Annotated in this window: 19 protein-coding genes, 3 rRNA genes and 1 pseudogene; 5 read left to right on the forward strand and 18 right to left on the reverse strand. The window is 27.5% G+C overall.

Annotated features, from left to right (window positions below; genetic code table 4):
* Positions 1-62: 62 nt before the first annotated feature.
* The 4 genes from ABWV63_RS07160 to tsaB form a co-directional block, all read right to left on the reverse strand.
* On the reverse strand, positions 63-350 hold the full coding sequence (locus ABWV63_RS07160; RefSeq protein ID WP_353307214.1) for a PTS fructose transporter subunit IIB: 288 nt from the start codon (positions 348-350) through the stop codon (positions 63-65).
* Positions 311-850: a PTS sugar transporter subunit IIA gene (locus ABWV63_RS07165; protein ID WP_353305790.1), complete on the reverse strand. Its 540-nt coding sequence runs from the start codon at positions 848-850 to the stop codon at positions 311-313. Before ABWV63_RS07165 ends, ABWV63_RS07160 begins: the two co-directional genes overlap by 40 nt.
* Before the next feature lie 255 nt (positions 851-1105).
* On the reverse strand, positions 1106-1753 hold the full coding sequence (locus tag ABWV63_RS07170; protein ID WP_353305791.1) for a MurR/RpiR family transcriptional regulator: 648 nt from the start codon (positions 1751-1753) through the stop codon (positions 1106-1108).
* Between the two features lie 50 nt (positions 1754-1803).
* Positions 1804-2385, reverse strand: coding sequence for a tRNA (adenosine(37)-N6)-threonylcarbamoyltransferase complex dimerization subunit type 1 TsaB (tsaB, locus tag ABWV63_RS07175; RefSeq protein WP_353305792.1), 582 nt, complete (start codon positions 2383-2385; stop codon positions 1804-1806).
* Positions 2386-2507: 122 nt separating this feature from the next.
* On the opposite strand from tsaB, the gene ABWV63_RS07180 reads away from it, so the two are divergent.
* Positions 2508-3311: a hypothetical protein gene (locus tag ABWV63_RS07180; protein ID WP_353305793.1), complete on the forward strand. Its 804-nt coding sequence runs from the start codon at positions 2508-2510 to the stop codon at positions 3309-3311.
* A gap of 338 nt (positions 3312-3649) precedes the next feature.
* Here the strand turns inward: ABWV63_RS07180 and ABWV63_RS07185 are convergent, their stop codons facing one another.
* The gene (locus ABWV63_RS07185; protein WP_353305794.1) at positions 3650-5257 is read right to left on the reverse strand and encodes a hypothetical protein; all 1608 of its coding nucleotides are present in this window, start codon (positions 5255-5257) and stop codon (positions 3650-3652) included.
* 864 nt (positions 5258-6121) lie between these two features.
* On the opposite strand from ABWV63_RS07185, the gene ABWV63_RS07190 reads away from it, so the two are divergent.
* The gene (locus ABWV63_RS07190; RefSeq protein WP_353305795.1) at positions 6122-6316 is read left to right on the forward strand and encodes a hypothetical protein; all 195 of its coding nucleotides are present in this window, start codon (positions 6122-6124) and stop codon (positions 6314-6316) included.
* A gap of 94 nt (positions 6317-6410) precedes the next feature.
* On the opposite strand, the pseudogene ABWV63_RS07195 reads toward ABWV63_RS07190, so the two are convergent.
* A pseudogene (locus tag ABWV63_RS07195) lies at positions 6411-7650 on the reverse strand (IS256 family transposase).
* 242 nt (positions 7651-7892) lie between these two features.
* Here ABWV63_RS07195 and ABWV63_RS07200 point away from each other — a divergent pair.
* The gene (locus ABWV63_RS07200) at positions 7893-8522 is read left to right on the forward strand and encodes a Pr6Pr family membrane protein (protein ID WP_353305796.1); all 630 of its coding nucleotides are present in this window, start codon (positions 7893-7895) and stop codon (positions 8520-8522) included.
* Positions 8523-8577: 55 nt separating this feature from the next.
* Here ABWV63_RS07200 and ABWV63_RS07205 read toward each other — a convergent pair whose 3' ends face one another.
* Positions 8578-8814: a hypothetical protein gene (locus ABWV63_RS07205; protein ID WP_353305797.1), complete on the reverse strand. Its 237-nt coding sequence runs from the start codon at positions 8812-8814 to the stop codon at positions 8578-8580.
* An 83-nt stretch (positions 8815-8897) separates the two neighbouring features.
* The gene (locus ABWV63_RS07210) at positions 8898-9032 is read right to left on the reverse strand and encodes a hypothetical protein (protein ID WP_353305798.1); all 135 of its coding nucleotides are present in this window, start codon (positions 9030-9032) and stop codon (positions 8898-8900) included.
* A 249-nt stretch (positions 9033-9281) separates the two neighbouring features.
* On the opposite strand from ABWV63_RS07210, the gene ABWV63_RS07215 reads away from it, so the two are divergent.
* A complete protein-coding gene (locus ABWV63_RS07215) occupies positions 9282-9437 on the forward strand; it encodes a transposase family protein (RefSeq protein ID WP_353305799.1) in 156 nt (51 codons plus the stop codon).
* A 129-nt stretch (positions 9438-9566) separates the two neighbouring features.
* Positions 9567-9974: a transposase family protein gene (locus ABWV63_RS07220; protein WP_353305800.1), complete on the forward strand. Its 408-nt coding sequence runs from the start codon at positions 9567-9569 to the stop codon at positions 9972-9974.
* 234 nt (positions 9975-10208) lie between these two features.
* Here the strand turns inward: ABWV63_RS07220 and rrf are convergent.
* From rrf to rpmF, 10 genes are all read right to left on the reverse strand, one after another.
* Positions 10209-10315 (reverse strand): 5S ribosomal RNA (rrf, locus tag ABWV63_RS07225).
* An 82-nt stretch (positions 10316-10397) separates the two neighbouring features.
* A 23S ribosomal RNA gene (locus ABWV63_RS07230) occupies positions 10398-13335 on the reverse strand.
* Between the two features lie 192 nt (positions 13336-13527).
* A 16S ribosomal RNA gene (locus ABWV63_RS07235) occupies positions 13528-15049 on the reverse strand.
* Together the 16S, 23S and 5S rRNA genes form the textbook arrangement of a ribosomal RNA operon.
* Before the next feature lie 479 nt (positions 15050-15528).
* Positions 15529-15882 carry a transposase family protein gene (locus ABWV63_RS07240; RefSeq protein WP_353305801.1) on the reverse strand — a complete coding sequence of 118 codons (354 nt, stop codon included), beginning with the start codon at positions 15880-15882 and terminating at the stop codon, positions 15529-15531.
* A 7-nt stretch (positions 15883-15889) separates the two neighbouring features.
* Positions 15890-16327 carry a transposase family protein gene (locus tag ABWV63_RS07245; RefSeq protein ID WP_353305802.1) on the reverse strand — a complete coding sequence of 146 codons (438 nt, stop codon included), beginning with the start codon at positions 16325-16327 and terminating at the stop codon, positions 15890-15892.
* 123 nt (positions 16328-16450) lie between these two features.
* Positions 16451-16843 (reverse strand): hypothetical protein, encoded by a 393-nt coding sequence (locus ABWV63_RS07250; protein ID WP_353305803.1) that lies wholly within the window; start codon positions 16841-16843, stop codon positions 16451-16453.
* 361 nt (positions 16844-17204) lie between these two features.
* Positions 17205-17387 carry a hypothetical protein gene (locus ABWV63_RS07255; RefSeq protein WP_353305804.1) on the reverse strand — a complete coding sequence of 61 codons (183 nt, stop codon included), beginning with the start codon at positions 17385-17387 and terminating at the stop codon, positions 17205-17207.
* 110 nt (positions 17388-17497) lie between these two features.
* A complete protein-coding gene (locus tag ABWV63_RS07260; protein ID WP_353305805.1) occupies positions 17498-18622 on the reverse strand; it encodes a DEAD/DEAH box helicase in 1125 nt (374 codons plus the stop codon).
* A gap of 111 nt (positions 18623-18733) precedes the next feature.
* Positions 18734-19471 carry a restriction endonuclease PLD domain-containing protein gene (locus ABWV63_RS07265; protein WP_353305806.1) on the reverse strand — a complete coding sequence of 246 codons (738 nt, stop codon included), beginning with the start codon at positions 19469-19471 and terminating at the stop codon, positions 18734-18736.
* 169 nt (positions 19472-19640) lie between these two features.
* Positions 19641-19850: a 50S ribosomal protein L32 gene (gene rpmF / locus ABWV63_RS07270; RefSeq protein ID WP_281747878.1), complete on the reverse strand. Its 210-nt coding sequence runs from the start codon at positions 19848-19850 to the stop codon at positions 19641-19643.
* Positions 19851-19896 lie beyond the last annotated feature (46 nt).

The raw sequence follows: 19896 nt of genomic DNA on the forward strand, positions 1-19896 counted from the left end.
TTCTATAATTATTAACACTAAAAAATTTATAAATATTATTATTGACAATTGATTAAATTTATTTACGGAATATGTTTTTTATATAATGGTTTATTATTAAACCGTTCTAATTTTAAATCTGCAACACCGGCCGATACTGCAATAATAACTAAATCAGCATTGGCAATATCAGTTGCTGTAAAAGAACCTTTAATACCAATACTACCATGACTTTCAACTTTAATATTATAGCCTAAATTTTTTGCAGCAATTTCTAATTTATCTTGTGCAATATAAGTATGTGCTACCCCAACTGGACAAGCAGTAATTGCTATAATATTTTTAGTTTTTTTGAAGAACCTTTCATATATTCACTAATAGTTTTACCACTAGTTTCAACATTAGGTTTATTATTAATATTTAGTGATTGAATAATTACTTTTTTATCTTTTGAATTAAATAATATTGATTGAAATTCCGGTTTTGTTAATCTTTGTGCCACTTTTGATAAAATTTCCAAGTGTTCATTACCAGCACTTTTTAGTGGAGCAATTAAAGCAATTATTGCTTTAACGGGTTGTTCATCTAGCGCTTTCCAAGGAATTGGCTGTTTAAAACGCATAATAAAAATTCCTGATTTAACAATATCTTCATTACGAGCATGCGGCACAGCAACACCATCACCAAAACTAGTAGTTCCTTCTCTTTGTATAAAACTATTAACTAGTGATTTTTCACTAATATTTTTTTTCAAAAAACCTAATTTTTTAGCAGAAGTTGCTATTTCTTGAAAAGCTTCTGCTTGTGTTTTACAATCAGATTCAAGAAAAAAGTGCTCTACTGTCAAAATATCATCTTGTTTAGACAACATACTTCATCTCCTTACTTAATAAATATTAATGACATAATATTAAATTATTATTTTTAAAAAATTAATTAAATTTTTTAATTACTTTATTAGTTTTAATTCTATTTTCTCAATATCAATCTTTATGCTTTGGTTTTAATAAATATGTTGTTACTAAATCATTAAAATAAGTAATAGCAAATAATGGAGAAATAAATATTTCTTGTGCTTCATAAAGTCCTGAAGAAACAATATTAAATGTTCAATCAGCATAAGTCACTAATTCAGTTTTATCTTGTGATGTAACAACTGCAATTTTAGCATTATTCTTTTTAGCAAGTTTAGTTGCTTCAACAATAGTAGCGGTTTTACCTGATAATGAAAAAGAATTATTACATCTTCTGGAATAATTAAAGAAGCACGTATTAAAATACTATCATCATCTTCATTTAAACAGATTGATCGTAAACCAAACCGATATAATTTATTTGATAAATCCTCCGCGCCTAAACCAGAATGACCAATGCCTGCTAAATAAATACAAGCTTTACGATTATCATCTATTCAATTAATAAATCTTTGTAATTCCTCATAATTAATTGTTGAATCATTTAAATCCATCAGTTTTTTATAATGTTCTTTTAAAACACTACGATCACCAAAAAAATCACGATTTAAAGCTTTGAAAGTAGTTTCTTGCGCAGCTAAACTAATGATAAATTCACGATAACCTTTAAATCCCAACTTCTTAATTAAATTATAAACAACACTATAACCAACAGTATTTTCTTTAGACAAAGAACTAATAGTAACTTGATCCATTTTTTGACTATTCTTATTAATATAGTTAATAAGAACTTTTTCTTTTTTTGTGAAATTATTTTCTTCCTTTGATACTCTAGATCAAAAAATATCATTGATAAGCATGTAAAAACTCTTTTTTAAACTAATGTAAAATATTTAAATTTTATTATTTTTTAATTATGTGATGAAAATGGCTCATTAATATAATATGGTTGCAAATCTTTCATGTTTTTTACTTCGATAAAATATGGTGACAACTTTTGAAAATTTTCCACAATATTACACTTTTCTAAATTTTCAATTATTTTATAATCTAGTAAATCACTAATAATACCAATTTTAGCATTTTCATCTACTAATTGCGGCTGAATAATTATTTTTCCATTATCACATACTGCCAAATAACTTTTATTATTGTATGCTGACAAAACACTTATTGATTTTATTAATCCTGCCTGTAATAATAAACTATTAATAGTAAAAACCGTTAAAAAACTATTCAAAACTTTAAGTGTTTTGACAAAAGTAATTGCTACTCTAATTCCAGTATAACTGCCAGGACCATTTGCAATAACTACTTTTGAAATATCTTTTAATTTTATTTTACATTTTACAAGTAAATTAGTAATAGTTGGAATTGCCAATTCTGTTTGTTTTTGTCAAGCAATAAATGATGAACTTGCTAAAATTTTATTACCTTGCAAAATCGCCACTGTTAATTTGTTATTTGTTGTATCTAAATATAATTGATACATAACATCACCTTATTATTTCATTTAGTTGCTATTAATAATTTTCTAATATCTTACATACTTATTATAATATCATGTATAATGTAATTAAAATAGAAAAAATATAGAATTGTGAGTTGATCCATATGGAAATAAGAAAAAATATAGGATTTAAAAGTAAATTTTCTGATTTTTTACTTTGATCTGGACTAATTATTGCTGTTATAGGTCTAATAATGCAATTTGCAATAGTTTTAATTGAGTATAAACCAATAACAGTTGGAACACCTAATCCTCATAATTTATGAACTCCAGATGGCCCATGAGTTGGTATTTGAACAATGATTTCTACCTTTACTATTCAATCAAATTTTTTAGTTTTTCTTTTCTTTTGTTTTGTATTAACAAATCTTTTTCATGACAATCGCGCACAATTTGTTTTTGGGCGATTTTCATTAGCAATTACTGTTTATATTACCGTAACTCTTATCGTATTTTTTGTTGTATTATTTAAACCAATGATAAATAATTTAGATAGTAATAATAGTATTAGCATATTAAATTTTATAAATACATTTTTATTACATTTAATAGTACCAGTGATAGTGATTTTATATTTTATGTTTTCTGCTGGTAAATACTACTGAAAACTCGGAAAACAAACATATCTTTGAATACCAATTATTTCTATTTACATGTTTGCATATTTAGGTTATGCACTTGCTAAAGGAAATTTTGTTGGTTTTTTAAGAAAAGGAACGACAGAAATTGATTATTCATTTCCATATCTATTTTTAGATTTTCATAAAAGTTTAACTACTTTCTTTATTTATATCTTTGCAATTTTAATCTTATACATAATTTTGATGTTACTTTTTACTCTTTATAATAATATTATTTATAAGAAAAATAATAAACCAATAGTAGCTTTAAGAGATACAAATTTTTAATGTAAAATAATTGTAGGGAGGAATATATATTTGTGAAAAGTAAAATTTGAAATTGTATTATTTTTTTAAATATTATTTTGTTATTTTTTCCCTCCTTTTTCTTAATATATTTTATTTTAAAATTATATAAAAATTCCTTGTATAGCATACAAGGACTTAAAGTCAAATATAAAATTAAAAGCGACATTACCTCAATATTTTTTAAACATTTATAACTACCATTTTATTTTAACTCACTAAAAAGAAAAAAACAAGTAATAACATTTTTTACACTTATCATTTTATATCTTTATATAATATATTGTATTTTAACAAGTACTACTTAAAAATAATAAACTTTATTTTAGATATTTCTTTTTACGAATAATAACAACAACTATTGGAATTATAGTTAAAAAACTAATAATGAAGCCACAAATGATAATAATATTTCAATTATTAACTAACATTTTAGTTGTTAATGGTATATTAACATCTCAGGGACGATCTGAATTATTACTTTGTAAATAATTAACATAATTTTGTTTAGTAATATCACCTTGATATTGAATAAATCATGATAAAAAATAACCAGCAGCATTATTTTTTAAATCTTCAATTTTAATACTATTATTAGTAGCACTAGTTAAATATTGTTGAAAACCTGCTAATAAATTATTAGTTTTTTCAAAAAAATCAGTACAATTTGGAAAATTAGGTATTTTTGTATTGCTTCTATAAACAGTAATATATTGTTCAGAAGCGGCTTGACGTTGTAAGTAAGATGTATCTAAACCTATACAATAAACTTGAAAATTACTTCCTTGATTAAGATTTAAATTATCACCATCTTTAATAGGTGTTCCTGAATCATTTTTTGCTTTTTGTAAAGTTTGTGAATCAACGTTTCATTTTAGTCAATGTTGTTGTGAATCACTAATATTTACTTTAGCTTTCTCAATAGCTTTATTCATAACTATTAATGTATTTTTATTATCTTGTGAATTATTTTGAACTAAATATTGAGGTGTAATTACAGGATTTTCTTTAACTTTTTCATTACTAATAGTAGTAAATTGAATATTTGAACTATTATTTGTTAACTTAATAGTTTTACTATAGCCACTATCTTTAACACTAACATTAAAACTAGTTGATTTTAAATGATCGTCTGGTTTATGATTTAATATTGCATAACTAATTGAACCATTATCAAAAACTTCATCATTTTTATCATTTATTAATAATTGTTCATTCTTATCATTTTTATTTTTTGCTAAAATAGCTAACATTGGTTGATTAGTATCATTGGGATTACCATTATTAAGTGGTAAAATTGCTAACCGATCTTGAACGCTTTTATGACTATTTAAAAAATCATCGCTTGGTTTAATCATATAAGGAATACTAAAATAATTATTAAAATCTGCCCTAGGATTTACCGTTGCAAAAATACCATTTTTAATCTGTGCTGGTAAACTATTATCATGGTAACCAACATAAACATAACCAAAACTAGCGATATCATTAAAAATTTGTTTAGCAACACTACGACCAATAACTTTATCAGTAAAATATTTAATACCATTATCTGGTAAGATATTATTAGTTTTGTTTTCGATTTGTTCCTTAAATTTCTTATTAACTTCTTTACTAATATCATCATTTGAATTATTATTAACCTTATTAATAAGGTCTGATCAATCATTAAATTGTTCTGTTATTACTTCTTTATGCAATCTAATAAAATCTTCATACTTATTATTAATTGAATTTCAAGTATTAGCTTCACTAATTAAATTTTTATTATTTTCCTTAACAGTAATATGAAGCCCAGAAAGTTTGTTACTGTCATTAACATTACTAATATTAGATTGATGATTAGTAACTATCATTAAACTACTAGTAAGAGATAATGCCAAAGCCAAACTTATTTTTTTAAAACTAAAAGATAAGAAATTTGCCATTATGATTACTCCTTTTTTACCTATTATTTGTGTTTATAATTATAATATTAAATTAAGCATATTTTATTAAATACTTAAATCCTTAGTTTTAATAAAATAAAACTAAGGATATATAATCAATTATTAAACTTTTTGTTAAATCAACATATATAATTTTAATATCTATATAATTACTTATATATTCATTAAAATTATAAGGATAAAAATTATATCCTTAACATTAATAATAAACTTTATTACCAAAAAATCAAGATTAAATAATTAATAAGTTAATTTTTTTAACTTATTAAGTTTTTTAAATGATCATTTAGTAAATATTAATAGTGATAAGAAAAAACTTGATATACTAAATAAGCAGCATATTCAATCATAATAAAAAATTAAATTTCCTATCAAAAATTTAATTAAATTTAATTCTAATATAAATAGGAGAAAAAATATGAATTTAAAAAATAGTAGTGAATACCGATTAAAAAAAGAAATCTTATTAAATTTATTTGACGTTTATTTGGTCTACTTATTATTTCTTTATTCTTAATTTTTGATTTAATAATTACTATTAATTATCCCAATGCTTTCATTGTTCCTAATGTTGATAAACCAACTGAAAGATTGGCAATTTATTATTTTTATTTTGCAACTCAAACTAATTATTTAGTACTTATTTATTTATTTGCTTTTTTATTTGAAAGTAAATTTAAAGAAAATTCAAAACCAAGTTTTTATATTTTATTAAGCATTACTATTTATATTACAATTACAATGTTAGTATTTTGAATAGGTATCATTAGCAATAACCAAGAAAGAAGTAAATATGGAACTGATATTTATTTATGATTTAAAAAAATAATCCTAAATCTAATTATGCCAATTGTTATGATTTTAAATTTTGCTTTATCATGTGGACGTGCTTTTTATTCACTAAAAAATCATCATAAAATTTATATGTGATTTATTTTATTTTCTCCTTGTTTTTATGTAGTAATGGTAATGGTTCGTGGTGTACTACGTGTTAAACAAGGAAAAATAGGGGACTTTCCTAAAAACTGTGTTTTTTAAATAAATTTTAGTTGTAAAATCACTAAGTTACACAGATTACTAAACATTACCGAAAATGGCTTTTTAAAAATCTGTGTATCTTTTTACAAAGTTACTAGTTTAGATTAATTCTATCTTCAAATTTTATAATAAAATGAGCAATTGCTGTATTTCAATTTTGAATGGGCATTGTTCATTTTTTTGTTATATTTTCAATTGCTAAGTAAAATATTTTAAAAACTGCCATATCATTTGGAAAAAATTTTTTATTTCTAATAACTTTTCGTAATTGACTATTAACAGATTCAATAGCATTTGTTGTATAAATCACTCTTTTGATTTCTGCAGGATAACTAATAAAAAACATTAAATTATCTCAATTTTTATATCATGATTTAGCAATTTGAGGATATTGTTTATTTCATTTACTTTCAAAAGATTCTAAAGCTTGCATTGCTTGTTCTTCACTACATGCACTATAAATTGGTTTTAAATCTGTAACTAGTGATTTTCTATGTTTGTATGAAACATATTTTAAACTATTTCTAATTTGATGAACTATGCATAATTGATGTTCGTTTTTAGGATAAACTGATTGTATTGCTTCTGACATTCCTGTTAAATTGTCACTACAAGCAATAAGAATATCATTTAAGCCTCGATTTTTCATTTCTGTGAAATTAGATAATCAAAACTTAGAACCTTCATTTTCACTAATTCATAAACCTAAAACATCTTTTTTACCTTCTAAATCAACTCCTAGTGCTATATAAACTGATTTGTTAATAATGCGTTTATCTTGTCGTACTTTAACTACTATACAATCAAAATAAACAATCGGATAAACACTTTCTAATGGCCGATTTTGTCATGCTTTAACATCATCAATAAAATCATCAGTAATTTGACTAATAACACTTTCACTAATATCAGCACCATGATATAACTATTGTAACTGCATTCTAATATCTGATAAAGTCATGCCTTTGGCATATAATGAAAGAAATTGTTGATCAAAACCATCAAATCTTCTTTGTCTTTTTGCAACTATTACTGGCTCAAAATTACTATTACGAATCTCGTGGTACATTAATCTCAATTTTACCTTGTTGGGTTATTAATTTTTTTGAACTTATACCATTACGAGCATTTTCACTAGTATTATGTTGATTTTTTTCATATCCTAAATAATTTTGCATTTCAGAATTCAACATTTTTTCAACTAATCTTTTTGTTAATTCTTTATATAAACCTCCCTCTTTAAAAACTGTTGTTAAATCTTCAGTATTTTCTAGTAATAAATCTACTGCTTTTGATATTGGATCATTATTATTAATATTTTGTTTTTTAGACATAAGTAACTAACTCTTTCTAGTTATTTAATTTTATTTACTAGAATTAAATAAACATAGTTATTTTTGTAAGTTACACAGATTACTAAACATTACCACCGATTAAAAAAAGAAATCTTATTAAATTTATTTGACGTTTATTTGGTCTACTTATTATTTCTTTATTCTTAATTTTTGATTTAATAATTACTATTAATTATCCCAATGCTTTCATTGTTCCTAATGTTGATAAACCAACTGAAAGATTGGCAATTTATTATTTTTATTTTACAACTCAAACTAATTATTTAGTACTCATTTATTTATTTGCTTTTTTATTTGAAAGTAAATTTAAAGAAAATTCAAAACCAAGTTTTTATATTTTATTAAGCATTACTATTTATATTACAATTACAATGTTAGTATTTTGAATAGGTATCATTAGCAATAACCAAGAAAGAAGTAAATATGGAACTGATATTTATTTATGATTTAAAAAAATAATCCTAAATCTAATTATGCCAATTGTTATGATTTTAAATTTTGCTTTATCATGTGGACGTGATTTTTATTCACTAAAAAATCATCATAAACTTTATATGTGATTTATTTTATTTTCTCCTTGTTTTTATGTAGTAATGGTAATGGTTCGTGGTGTACTACGTGTTAAACAAGGAGAAAATATTAATACTTGTTATCCTTACTTTTTTTTCAACTACCAAAAATATGGTGTAGGAATATTAGTTACTACTATTATCTTTCTGTTAATTATTAGTATTGGTTTACAATACCTTTATTTATGAATTGATAACATACAATATAAAAAAAGCATGATGATGATAAACCAAATTTTCCAATCATTACTTATCCTTATGGTTTTAAATTATAAAAAATAAAATAAGGCTTTTAATTTCTAAAGCCTTATTTATACAATTTATTAAATATTTTTAATTATTCATTTACCATAGAAACTACTTCTTCTGGTTTATTAGTAACCGGAAGATATTTACCAATAATTAATAATACACCTGAAGCAATATTAAGTCCTAAAAAAATAATATTAATACCACTAATAAAATTAAAATTTGATGAAACCATAGTTATTAAAGAAAAACCTGCTAAAACCAAAGTTACAATTCCAACAGCTAAACCACTATTAGCATTCCCTTTTAAAACATTATTGCGCATAATAATTATTGCAATTGAAAATCAAATAGCAATTAAAAGTCAAAAAATCAATCCAACAATAAATGTTGTACTAACTCCTGATGTTAATGAAGTGCGTTCATATTTTGTAAAACTTTTAAAATGATACTACTTGCTGTTGCTAAAATAATTGTAATAATTACACTTCAAATAATATTTATAATATTTGTTATGAATCCAATTTTATCTCCAATAGACATATTCCGTAAATAAATTTTTGAAAAGTCAATTAATAATTTAAAATTTATTTTATAATCTCTTTGTTAATAAATTAATAAGGTGTTGATAAAAATGAATTTTGAAAATTTAAAAAAATTAAAAAACGAACAATTTTATAGATATTTTGGTATAAAACGTTTTCATTTTGATTAAATGTTAACAAAATTAATTGAAATAGAAAATTTAAAAAAAATAAAGTTAGAAAATATAAACTTTCAGTTGAAGAAAGATTGATAATGACTTTAGTATACTGAAAAGAATATTATACTTTTTTCCAAATGAGTATTAAATATAAAATGAGTGCATCAAGTTGTTTTCGAAATATTACTTGAGTAGAAAATAAACTTAGTGATGACAAAGATTATCAGTTTTTAAAAAAAATATAAATCAAAAATTGAGAAAAAACAAGAAGATTTAAATGAATTTCAATTTTATTTAATTGATTCAACTGAAATTGAAATTGAAAGACCAACTAAAAAAAACTACAGTTAGAATATTTTTCTGGTAAAAGTTGAATGTTTTCTATAAAATTTCAAATTATATATGACTTTTTTAATAAAAAAATTGTTGATATTTTTGCTGATAATGGAAAAGTACATGATTTTCAAATATTAAAAAATTCAAATCTTGAATTTTCAGAAAAAACAATAATTATTGGTGATTTGGGATATCAAGGAATACAAAATATTTATAAAAATACTATATTACCAATTAAAAAAACTAAAAATAAAAAATTAACTAAACAAGAAAAAATCTACAATAAAATTATTTCAAAAATTAGAATTAAAGTTGAACATGTTTTTGCTTGATTAAAAAGATTCAAAATTTTAATAAATAAATGTAGAAAAAGTATATTTAGACTTATGCACTTAAGATTTAACTTACTTTGTGAAATTTTTAATAAAACAAAACCATTAAAATAAAAAAATATTAACTTCTATAATTATTAACACTAAAAAATTTATAAATATTATTATTGACAATTGATTAAATTTATTTACGGAATATGTCTAATATATAATTTTTTATCTAATTTCTTTTCAATATTATCCATTTTTTTCTCTTTTTTTCTTAAAATCTTTTTTACATTTTAATACTCTCAATCTTAACATAAAAAAAATTTAAATTTTAAATTAAATACTAACACAAACAAAAAAATTTGGCATCGTGCTATTTTCCCATTGCTGGTATTTTCGCCGCTGGAGTGCTTAACTGCTGTGTTCGAGATGGGAACAGGTGTGACCACTCCGCCATGGACACCAAATAGTTTAGCAATTGCTCCCTAAAAACTAGAAACAGACATCTTTAAATTTGATTACTTTTGATTTGCAATAAAGAATATATTCTTCAATAAATCCTCGATCTATTAGTATCAGTAAGCTGAACATATCGCTATGCTTACACACCTGACCTATCAACCTTGTAGTATTCAAGGAATCTTACTTCTTTCGAATGAGAAATCTCATCTTGGAACTGACTTCGCGCTTAGATGCTTTCAGCGCTTATTCATGCCCTACATAGCTACCCAGCTGTGCCACTGGCGTGACAACTGGTGCACCAGAGGTAGGTCCATTCCGGTCCTCTCGTACTAGGAACAGCTTTCCTCAAATTTCTTGCGCCCACGACAGATAGGGACCAAACTGTCTCACGACGTTCTGAACCCAGCTCGCGTACCGCTTTAATGGGCGAACAGCCCAACCCTTGGAAGCTACTACACCTCCAGGATGCGATGAGCCGACATCGAGGTGCCAAACCTCCCCGTCTATATGAACTATTGGGAGAGATTAGCCTGTTATCCCCGGGGTAACTTTTATCCGTTGAGCGACGGCCTTTCCACACAGCACCGCCGGATCACTAAGCCCAACTTTCGTTCCTGCTCGACTTGTATGTCTCGCAGTCAAGCACCCTTTTACCTTTGCGCTCTACATATGATTTCTATTCATATTGAGGGTACCTTTGGGCGCCTCCGTTACTTTTTAGGAGGCGACCGCCCCAGTCAAACTACCTACCAGACACTGTCCTTAGACCAGATTATGGTCTCAAGTTAGAATTTCAATATAGCAAGGGTGGTATCCCAATGGTGACTCCATGCCTACTAGCGTCTGCATATCAACGTCTCCCACCTATGCTGTACAAACTACACCAAAATTCAATATCAAGTTGTAGTAAAGCTCCACGGGGTCTTTCCGTCTAATCGCGGGTAACCTGCATCTTCACAGGTACTAAGATTTCACCGAGTCTATAGCCGAGACAGCGTCCGGATCGTTACGCCTTTCGTGCGGGTCAGAACTTACCTGACAAGGAATTTCGCTACCTTAGGACCGTTATAGTTACGGCCGCCGTTCACTGGGGCTTTAGTTCAAAGCTTCGCTTACGCTAACAAATCTCTTTAACCTTCCAGCACTGGGCAGGCGTCACCCCCTATACATCGTCTTACGACTTAGCAGAGAGCTGTGTTTTTGCTAAACAGTCGCCCGGACCTCTTCACTGCGACTCATATTGCTATGAGTTCCCCTTCTCGCTAACTTACGGGGTTATTTTGCAGAGTTCCTTAGCTATAGTTATCTCGCTTGCCTTAGGATATTCTCCTTGACCACGTGTGTCCGTTCTCGGTACAGGCACCATGGTGATGTCTTTAGAAACTTTTCTTGGAAGTATGGCATCAAATGCTTCGTTACTAAGCGAACTGTTCACTCCCCATCGTACTTCAAGGTTAACGCTGTGCGGATTTGCCTACACAACCCTCTTTGTACTTAGCCCAGCACTACCAACCACTGGGACATTTTAGCCTTCTCCGTCATTCCATCAGTCACTATGGTGGTACAGGAATATCAACCTGTTATCCATCGACTACGCCTTTCGGCCTCGCCTTAGGTCCTGACTAACCCTGGGTGGACGAACCTAGCCCAGGAAACCTTGGTCAATCGGCATGAAGGATTATCACCTTCAATCGTTACTCACGCCGGCATTCTCACTTCTAAACGCTCCACTAGTCCTTCCGGTCTAACTTCGTCGCAGATTAGAACGCTCCCCTACCGCCCACAATATATGTAAACATATATACAGACCCATAGCTTCGGTACAATGCTTAGCCCCGGTACATTTTCCGCGCAGAATCATTCGACTAGTGAGCTGTTACGCACTCTTTAAAGGATGGCTGCTTCTAAGCCAACCTCCTAGCTGTCTGAACAATTCCACATCGTTTTCCACTTAGCATTGATTTGGGGACCTTAGCTGATGATCTGGGCTGTTTCCCTCACGTCCATGGACCTTATCACCCATAGACTGACTGCCAGATATGTAACAATGGCATTCGCAGTTTAATTGCATTCAGTACCCCGAGGTGGGGCCATCATACATTCAGAGCTTTACCTCCATTGCGCTAATTCTGACGCTAGTCCTAAAACTATATCGGGGAGAACCAGCTATCTCCAGGTTCGATTGGAATTTCACCGCTAGCCACAAGTCATCCACGGTCTTTTCAACGAACGTTGGTTCGGTCCTCCATTAACTGTTACATTAACTTCAACCTGCTCATGGCTAGATCACCTGGTTTCGGGTCTACGACCACATACTAAACGCCCTATTCAGGCTCGCTTTCACTTCGGCTCCGTCTTTTCAACTTAACCTTGCATGTAATCGTAACTCGCCGGCTCATTCTACAAAAGGCACGCCGTCACCCATTAACGGGCTCCGACTTGTTGTAAGCATATGGTTTCAGAAACTATTTCACTCCCCTCTCGGGGTACTTTTCACCTTTCCCTCACGGTACTGGTTCACTATCGGTAATTGGTTAGTATTTAGCCTTACGCAGTGGTCTGCACAAATTCCGACAAGGTTCCACGTGCCTCGCCGTACTCAGGATACTGTCAAGAGATTTATACATTTCGCATACTGGGCTTTCACCATCTATGGCGTTGCTTCCCAACAACTTCTGCTATATATAAATTTTGTAACTCTTCATAGGTCGAACCTAATAGACAGTCCTATAACCCCAGTCTGACGACTGGTTTAGGCTGCTCCCTTTTCGCTCGCCGCTACTAAGGGAATCGCATTCGCTTTCTTTTCCTCTAGGTACTAAGATGTTTCAATTCTCTAGGTATCACTCTCCACAACTATGAATTCATTGTACAGTACTATCTCATTAAAGATAGTGGGTTTCCCCATTCGGACATCTCCGGATCAAAGCTTATTTCCAGCTCCCCGAAGGTTATCGCAGGTAATCGCGTCCTTCATCGTCTTCCAATTCCAAGGCATCCACCATACGCTCTTAATAATTTATTTTTAGAATATCCTATTGCAAGATAAAAATTATCTTATTTTTTTTAAAAGATGTCTATTATCTAGTTTTTAAAGAACAATTGCTCAGAGAAAACAATCCCTGAAAACTAAACAGAACAAAAGAAGTAATCCAATAAATCATCCATCTAATTTTTTTTGTTGTCTTGGTTTCTTATTAGAAACTAAACTCCATAGAAAGGAGGTGATCCATCCCCACCTTCCGGTAGGGATACCTTGTTACGACTTAACCCCAATCATCAACCCTGCCTTTGGCAGCTCCCTCCTTGCGGTTAGGACACTGACTTCTGGCATTGCCAACTCTCGTGGTTTGACGGGCGGTGTGTACAAGACCCGAGAACGTATTCACCGCGACATTGCTGATTCGCGATTACTAGCGATTCCGACTTCATGAAGTCGAGTTGCAGACTTCAATCCGGACTGAGACTGACTTTTTGAGATTTGCTTGACCTCGCGGTTTAGCGACTCTTTGTATCAGCCATTGTAGCACGTGTGTAGCCCAGGTCATAAGGGGCATGATGATTTGACGTCGTCCCCACCTTCCTCTAGCTTACACTAGCAGTCTCCTTAGAGTCCCCAACTTAATGCTGGCAACTAAGGACAAGGGTTGCGTTCGTTGCTGAACTTAACCAAACATCTCACGACACGAACTGACGACAACCATGCACCACCTGTATCCTTATTAACCTCTACTATATCTCTATAACTTCGCAAGGTATGTCAAGACCTGGTAAGGTTCTTCGCGTTGCTTCGAATTAAACCACATGCTCCACCGCTTGTGCGGGTCCCCGTCAATTCCTTTGAGTTTCACTCTTGCGAGCATACTACTCAGGCGGAGTACTTAATGCGTTAGCTACAGCACTGCCTCATGGCAACACTTAGTACTCATCGTTTACGGCGTGGACTACTAGGGTATCTAATCCTATTTGCTCCCCACGCTTTCGTGCCACAACGTCAGTAATAGGCCAGTTAGCCGCCTTCGCCACTGGTGTTCCTTCATATATCTACGCATTCCACCGCTACACATGAAATTCCACTAACCTCTCCTATACTCTAGTAATGTAGTTTCCAAGGCGGTTAGGGGTTGAGCCCCTAAATTTAACCTCAGACTTGCAAAACCATCTACGCACGCTTTACGCCCAATAAATCCGGATAACGCTTGCCACCTATGTATTACCGCGGCTGCTGGCACATAGTTAGCCGTGGCTTTCTGGTAAGGTATGGTCGATACTAAAATCATTTCCTATTCTAGCACTTCTTGCCTTACAACAGACCTTTACAATCCGAAGACCTTCATCAGTCACGCGGCATTGCTCCATCAGGCTTTCGCCCATTGTGAAAAATTCCCTACTGCTGCCTTCCGTAGAAGTTTGGGCCGTGTCTCAGTCCCAATGTGGCCGTTCATCCTCTCAGATCGGCTACGCATCGTTACCTTGGTAAGCCATTACCTTACCAACTAGTTAATGCGCCGCATCCTCATCAATTAGCGAAACAAATGCTCCTTTCATTATTTATCATTTCAAATAAATAACATATGCGGTATTAGCTGTCGTTTCCAACAGTTATTCCCCACTAAATGGTAGGTTAGATACGTGTTACTCACCCGTTCGCCACTAAAGTATTGCTACTTTCGTTCGACTTGCATGTATTAGGCATGCCGCCAGCGTTAATCCTGAGCCAGGATCAAACTCTCAATAAAATTGTTTTTTTTAAAAGATGATGTCTAACTTATTTAATTTTTAATAAAAAATTGACGGATTAATTTTTGTTCTATTTAGTTTTCAAAGATTGTTTTTTCTAGTTTGTAACCCATTTATTTTTGGGACAATAACAATAGTACAACATGCCATAATTATTGTCAACCTAATTATCATAAAAAAACATTATTTTTTTAAAATTAAAATCATTAAAATTTTATATAAAAGACATATTCCGTAAATAAATTTAATCAATTGTCAATAATAATATTTATAAATTTTTTAGTGTTAATAATTATAGAAGTTAATATTTTTAAAAAAATACTTTAAAAATAAATTGATATTTCAAACACAAAAATTGTTAATATTATTTTTATATTAACTTGATAAAAATTTAAATTTTTAAAAAAATATTAAAAATATTTTTTTATTTTAATGGTTTTGTTTTATTAAAAATTTCACAAAGTAAGTTAAATCTTAATTACATAAGTCTAAATATACTTTTTCTACATTTATTTATTAAAATTTTGAATCTTTTTAATCAAGCAAAAACATGTTCAACTTTAATTCTAATTTTTGAAATAATTTTATTGTAGATTTTTTCTTGTTTAGTTAATTTTTTATTTTTAGTTTTTTTAATTGGTAATATAGTATTTTTATAAATATTTTGTATTCCTTGATATCCCAAATCACCAATAATTATTGTTTTTTCTGAAAATTCAAGATTTGAATTTTTTAATATTTGAAAATCATGTACTTTTCCATTATCAGCAAAAATATCAACAATTTTTTTATTAAAAAAGTCATATATAATTTGAAATTTTATAGAAAACATTCAACTTTTACCAGAAAAATATTCTAACTGTATTTTTTTTAGTTGGTCTTTCAATTTCAATTTCAGTTGAATAAATTAAATAAAATTGAAATTCATTTAAATCTTCTTGTTTTTTCTCAATTTTTGATTTATATTTTGTTTTTAAAAACTGATAATCTTTGTCATCACTAAGTTTATTTTCTACTCAAGTAATATTTCGAAAACAACTTGATGCACTCATTTTATATTTAATACTCATTTGGAAAAAAGTATAATATTCTTTTCAGTATACTAAAGTCATGACCAATCTTTCTTCAACTGAAAGTTTATATTTTCTAACTTTAGTTTTTTTTAAATTTTCTATTTCAATTAATTTTGTTAACATTTCATCAAAATGAAAACGTTTTATACCAAAATATCTATAAAATTGTTCATTTTTTAATTTTTTTAAATTTTCAAAATTCATTTTTATCAACACCTTATTAATTTATTAATAAAGAAATTATAAAATAAATTTTAAATTATTAATTGACTTTTAAAAAATTTATTTATGGAATATGTCTAAAGAATTAAAAAAATAAAATATTATTTATTCTACTAAAAATTTAATAGTAATATAATTACTCTTAATTGTTAATTGATATTGACCAATACCAATAAAGTCATACAACTTTAAAGCAAGATTTTTAAATTTTTTATTACAATCATTATTTAATAATAATATTTTTTCAATATTATTATTTTGTAAATCTTTCACTAATTTTGAATTAATCGTTTTATTTTCTGGTATTGATCAGTAATATTCTTTTATTAATTTATTACAACTAGTTAATTTACCATAATTTGTTCCGTCAATATCTGCAAAAATTACTGATTTATTTTCATTAAATGTCAAATGACCCGCTTGAAAGGCAATAATTTTTAAAGGTCCAAGGTTTTTATTAAAATTAACACGATTAATTGTACATAGTTCCTGATGCACAGTAAATGTTGATTGATAAGATAATAAAGGATAATCTTGATTAAAATGTTCATTAAGTAATAATGTTTCATAATCTAGTTTATATTTAAGAATAATTTTTAGTTAATTAACAACCAATTTGTTATTTTCAATGAAATTTGTAACTAAACATGGTATTTCATTAAAATTTGGAAAAATACGATTAAATACTTTATTACTTGTAACCTCATATACTAATGATGCTATTAATAAATTGTCATAATGATAATTAATTAATTCAGTATCTAATTCTTGACTTAATCTTAAATAAAAATAATTAACTATTTGATAATCATTTAAAAATAAGAATTGTTTTAAGATATTTTGATTACGATTAGTATCATTATCATGGTTTTGATAATTTTTTATTTTTTTTTGCTATTCGTAAATAAAAATCATTTAAAAAATTATAAAATTCTTCGATTGTCAAATCATAATCAATTAATATTTTAAAAATAGCATTATCATTATAAAGTTGATAATATGATTGAATTACTAAATAAATTTTTTTCGTGATTGATATCATTGCTTTAAATTAGTTAAAATGACGTTTTGACTTCTTGGTTCTAAAGTAATAGTACATCCATAAGGTAAATTAAAACTATTAGGTAATTGTTTATTAAAATTTATAATATGTTATTTAGAAAGATTTTTAATACCAATGGTTATGTCATATTTTTTATCAATATTAGTAATTAAATCATAAACCTCTAAACAATGTTTAGTTTCTGTTTTTCTCAATCCTCTTCCTAATTGCTGTAAATATACTGTTTTTGAATTAGTTGGTCGTAATAAAATAATATTATCAATTTCAGGAATATCAATTCCTTCATTAAAAATATTTACTACACATAAATAATTAATAATTCTATTTTTAAAATCATTAATTATTTTACTACGATTAGTTTTATTTTTACTTGTTAAAAAGTCTGCTTTTAAGCCCTGATTTTGCAAAAATCTAGCAACAATTTGTGCGTGAGTAATGTTAATACAAAAAATTAAACAAATCCGATTACTATAAAACCCAATATAGTCATTAATTACATCTAATAATAACTTATTTCTTGCTTCAGTATTTAATTTTTTAAATAATTGTTGATCATTATTTAAATCAATACCAGTTAAATCAGCAGTAATGTCATCAATACAATAATAATCAAATGGTGATAAAAGTTTTTCATTAATTGCATCTCACAATCGTAATTCATGTGCAAACTCATTATCAAAATAATTAATAATGTTTTTATTATCTTCTCGTTCTGGTGTTGCTGTTAAAACAATAATTTGTTTAGGATGAAAATAATTAAAAATTGTCTGAAAAGTTTTGGCAGCCAAATGATGAGCTTCATCAAAAATAATAATATCAAATTGTTGACGTTTAAACTTATTTAGATGTCTATGTACAGTTTGTACTGTTACAAATAAATATTGTTCTTGAAAATTATTTTGTTTACTATTTAAAATAGTTGCAAATTTTTTATAAATTATTACTTTTCGAAAAGTAATAATTGCTTGTTCAATAATTTCTCTTTGATGTGCTAAAAATAAAATTGAAGGTTTTTGATTATTATTTTCTTTGATTTGATTTAAATAGTCAAAAGCAGATACTACTGTTTTACCAACACCTGTTGCCATGACAATTAAATGTTTTGTTTTTTTAAGTTTTCTTCTTAACTTTAATTTATTAATTAAAGCAATTTGAAAATCATAAAGAAAATAATTAGTTGCTAATCATTGTTCATCTTTTTTATTTACAAGCAATCGATTATATTCAATTCGTGATATTAATTGTAATCTTTGTTGTTCATCATTTAAATCAACTAAATTATCATTTCATAATTTATAATACTGATTTAAAATGTTTTGATATAGTTACTTATTATCAAATTCATTAATTTTAATATTTCATTCACGACCACTAGTTAAACCTTTTTGTGTTAAATTTGATGAACCAATTATTGCTGAATAAAAACCTGAATTTCGTTTAAAGATGGCAGCTTTAATATGAATTCTTTCACTACGTTTTTCTAAATTATTTTCAACTTTGACTTTAATATTATGATACTTTTTTATTATTTTAACTAATGCATATAAATTAACAAATAAAGCCATATCATCAAAAGTAGTGGTAATAAAATTAATAGTAATATTATGACTTAAAGCATAAGCGAATGATGAACGTAACTTATTAATAATTGAATTTGATATAAAAGGATAAATAAAGTATACTTCATCACAAGTTCTAATTTCCTGATTTAAATGATTAATTAATTCTTGTTGGTTTTCATTAGTAAATAAATAATTATCACTTAATCTAATATTAGAAGTTAAATGATTATCTATGATATTATCATTTACTTGTAATAAAACGTTATTACTAAATTTATTAGTAGTAAAATTACTTATGATTTGATTTAAAAAATCAATTTTTGCTTCTGGTGATTTAATCCTTTTTAATTTTTCAATTAAAGTATTATTTAGTTGTTTAACTAAATAATGATCAATGTCTTTAATTAATTCTTTTTCATCATTAATATGTGATGTTTGGAAATTATTGCTAATATCATCACTAATCTTTAATAATAAATCATAATAGCCCTTATTTTTCATACTCTACACTTCCTAATAAATAGTGTCTATTTTAATAAATTATAATCTATATTTTAATATATTATTAACTATTATAAAATAATTTTGTAAAGTAAAAAACCTCTAATATTTAAAATATTATTTTAAATAAATAAGAGGAAGGTAATCTAAAATAAGATATATTCATATTTTATTTTTTTTCTGTTGATGATGTTTTTTCTGCTTGTAATGGATTAGTAATGCTTACACCTTTGTATGTCTTGCATTTCATACAGGCATGATGTGGTTTAGTAATTGCTCCACAATTTAAACAGTTAGTTGTAGTTGTTGCAGATAAACTATCATGGGCACGACGTGTATTTTTACGCATTTTTGACGTTCTTCTTGCTGGTACTGCCATAGTCTGTTGCCTCCTTACTTTCGTATCTCATAAATTATATATTGAT

The organism is Spiroplasma ixodetis (genome assembly GCF_040369795.1).
Classification (GTDB): Bacteria; Bacillota_I; Bacilli_A; order Mycoplasmatales; family VBWQ01; genus Spiroplasma_E; species Spiroplasma_E ixodetis_B.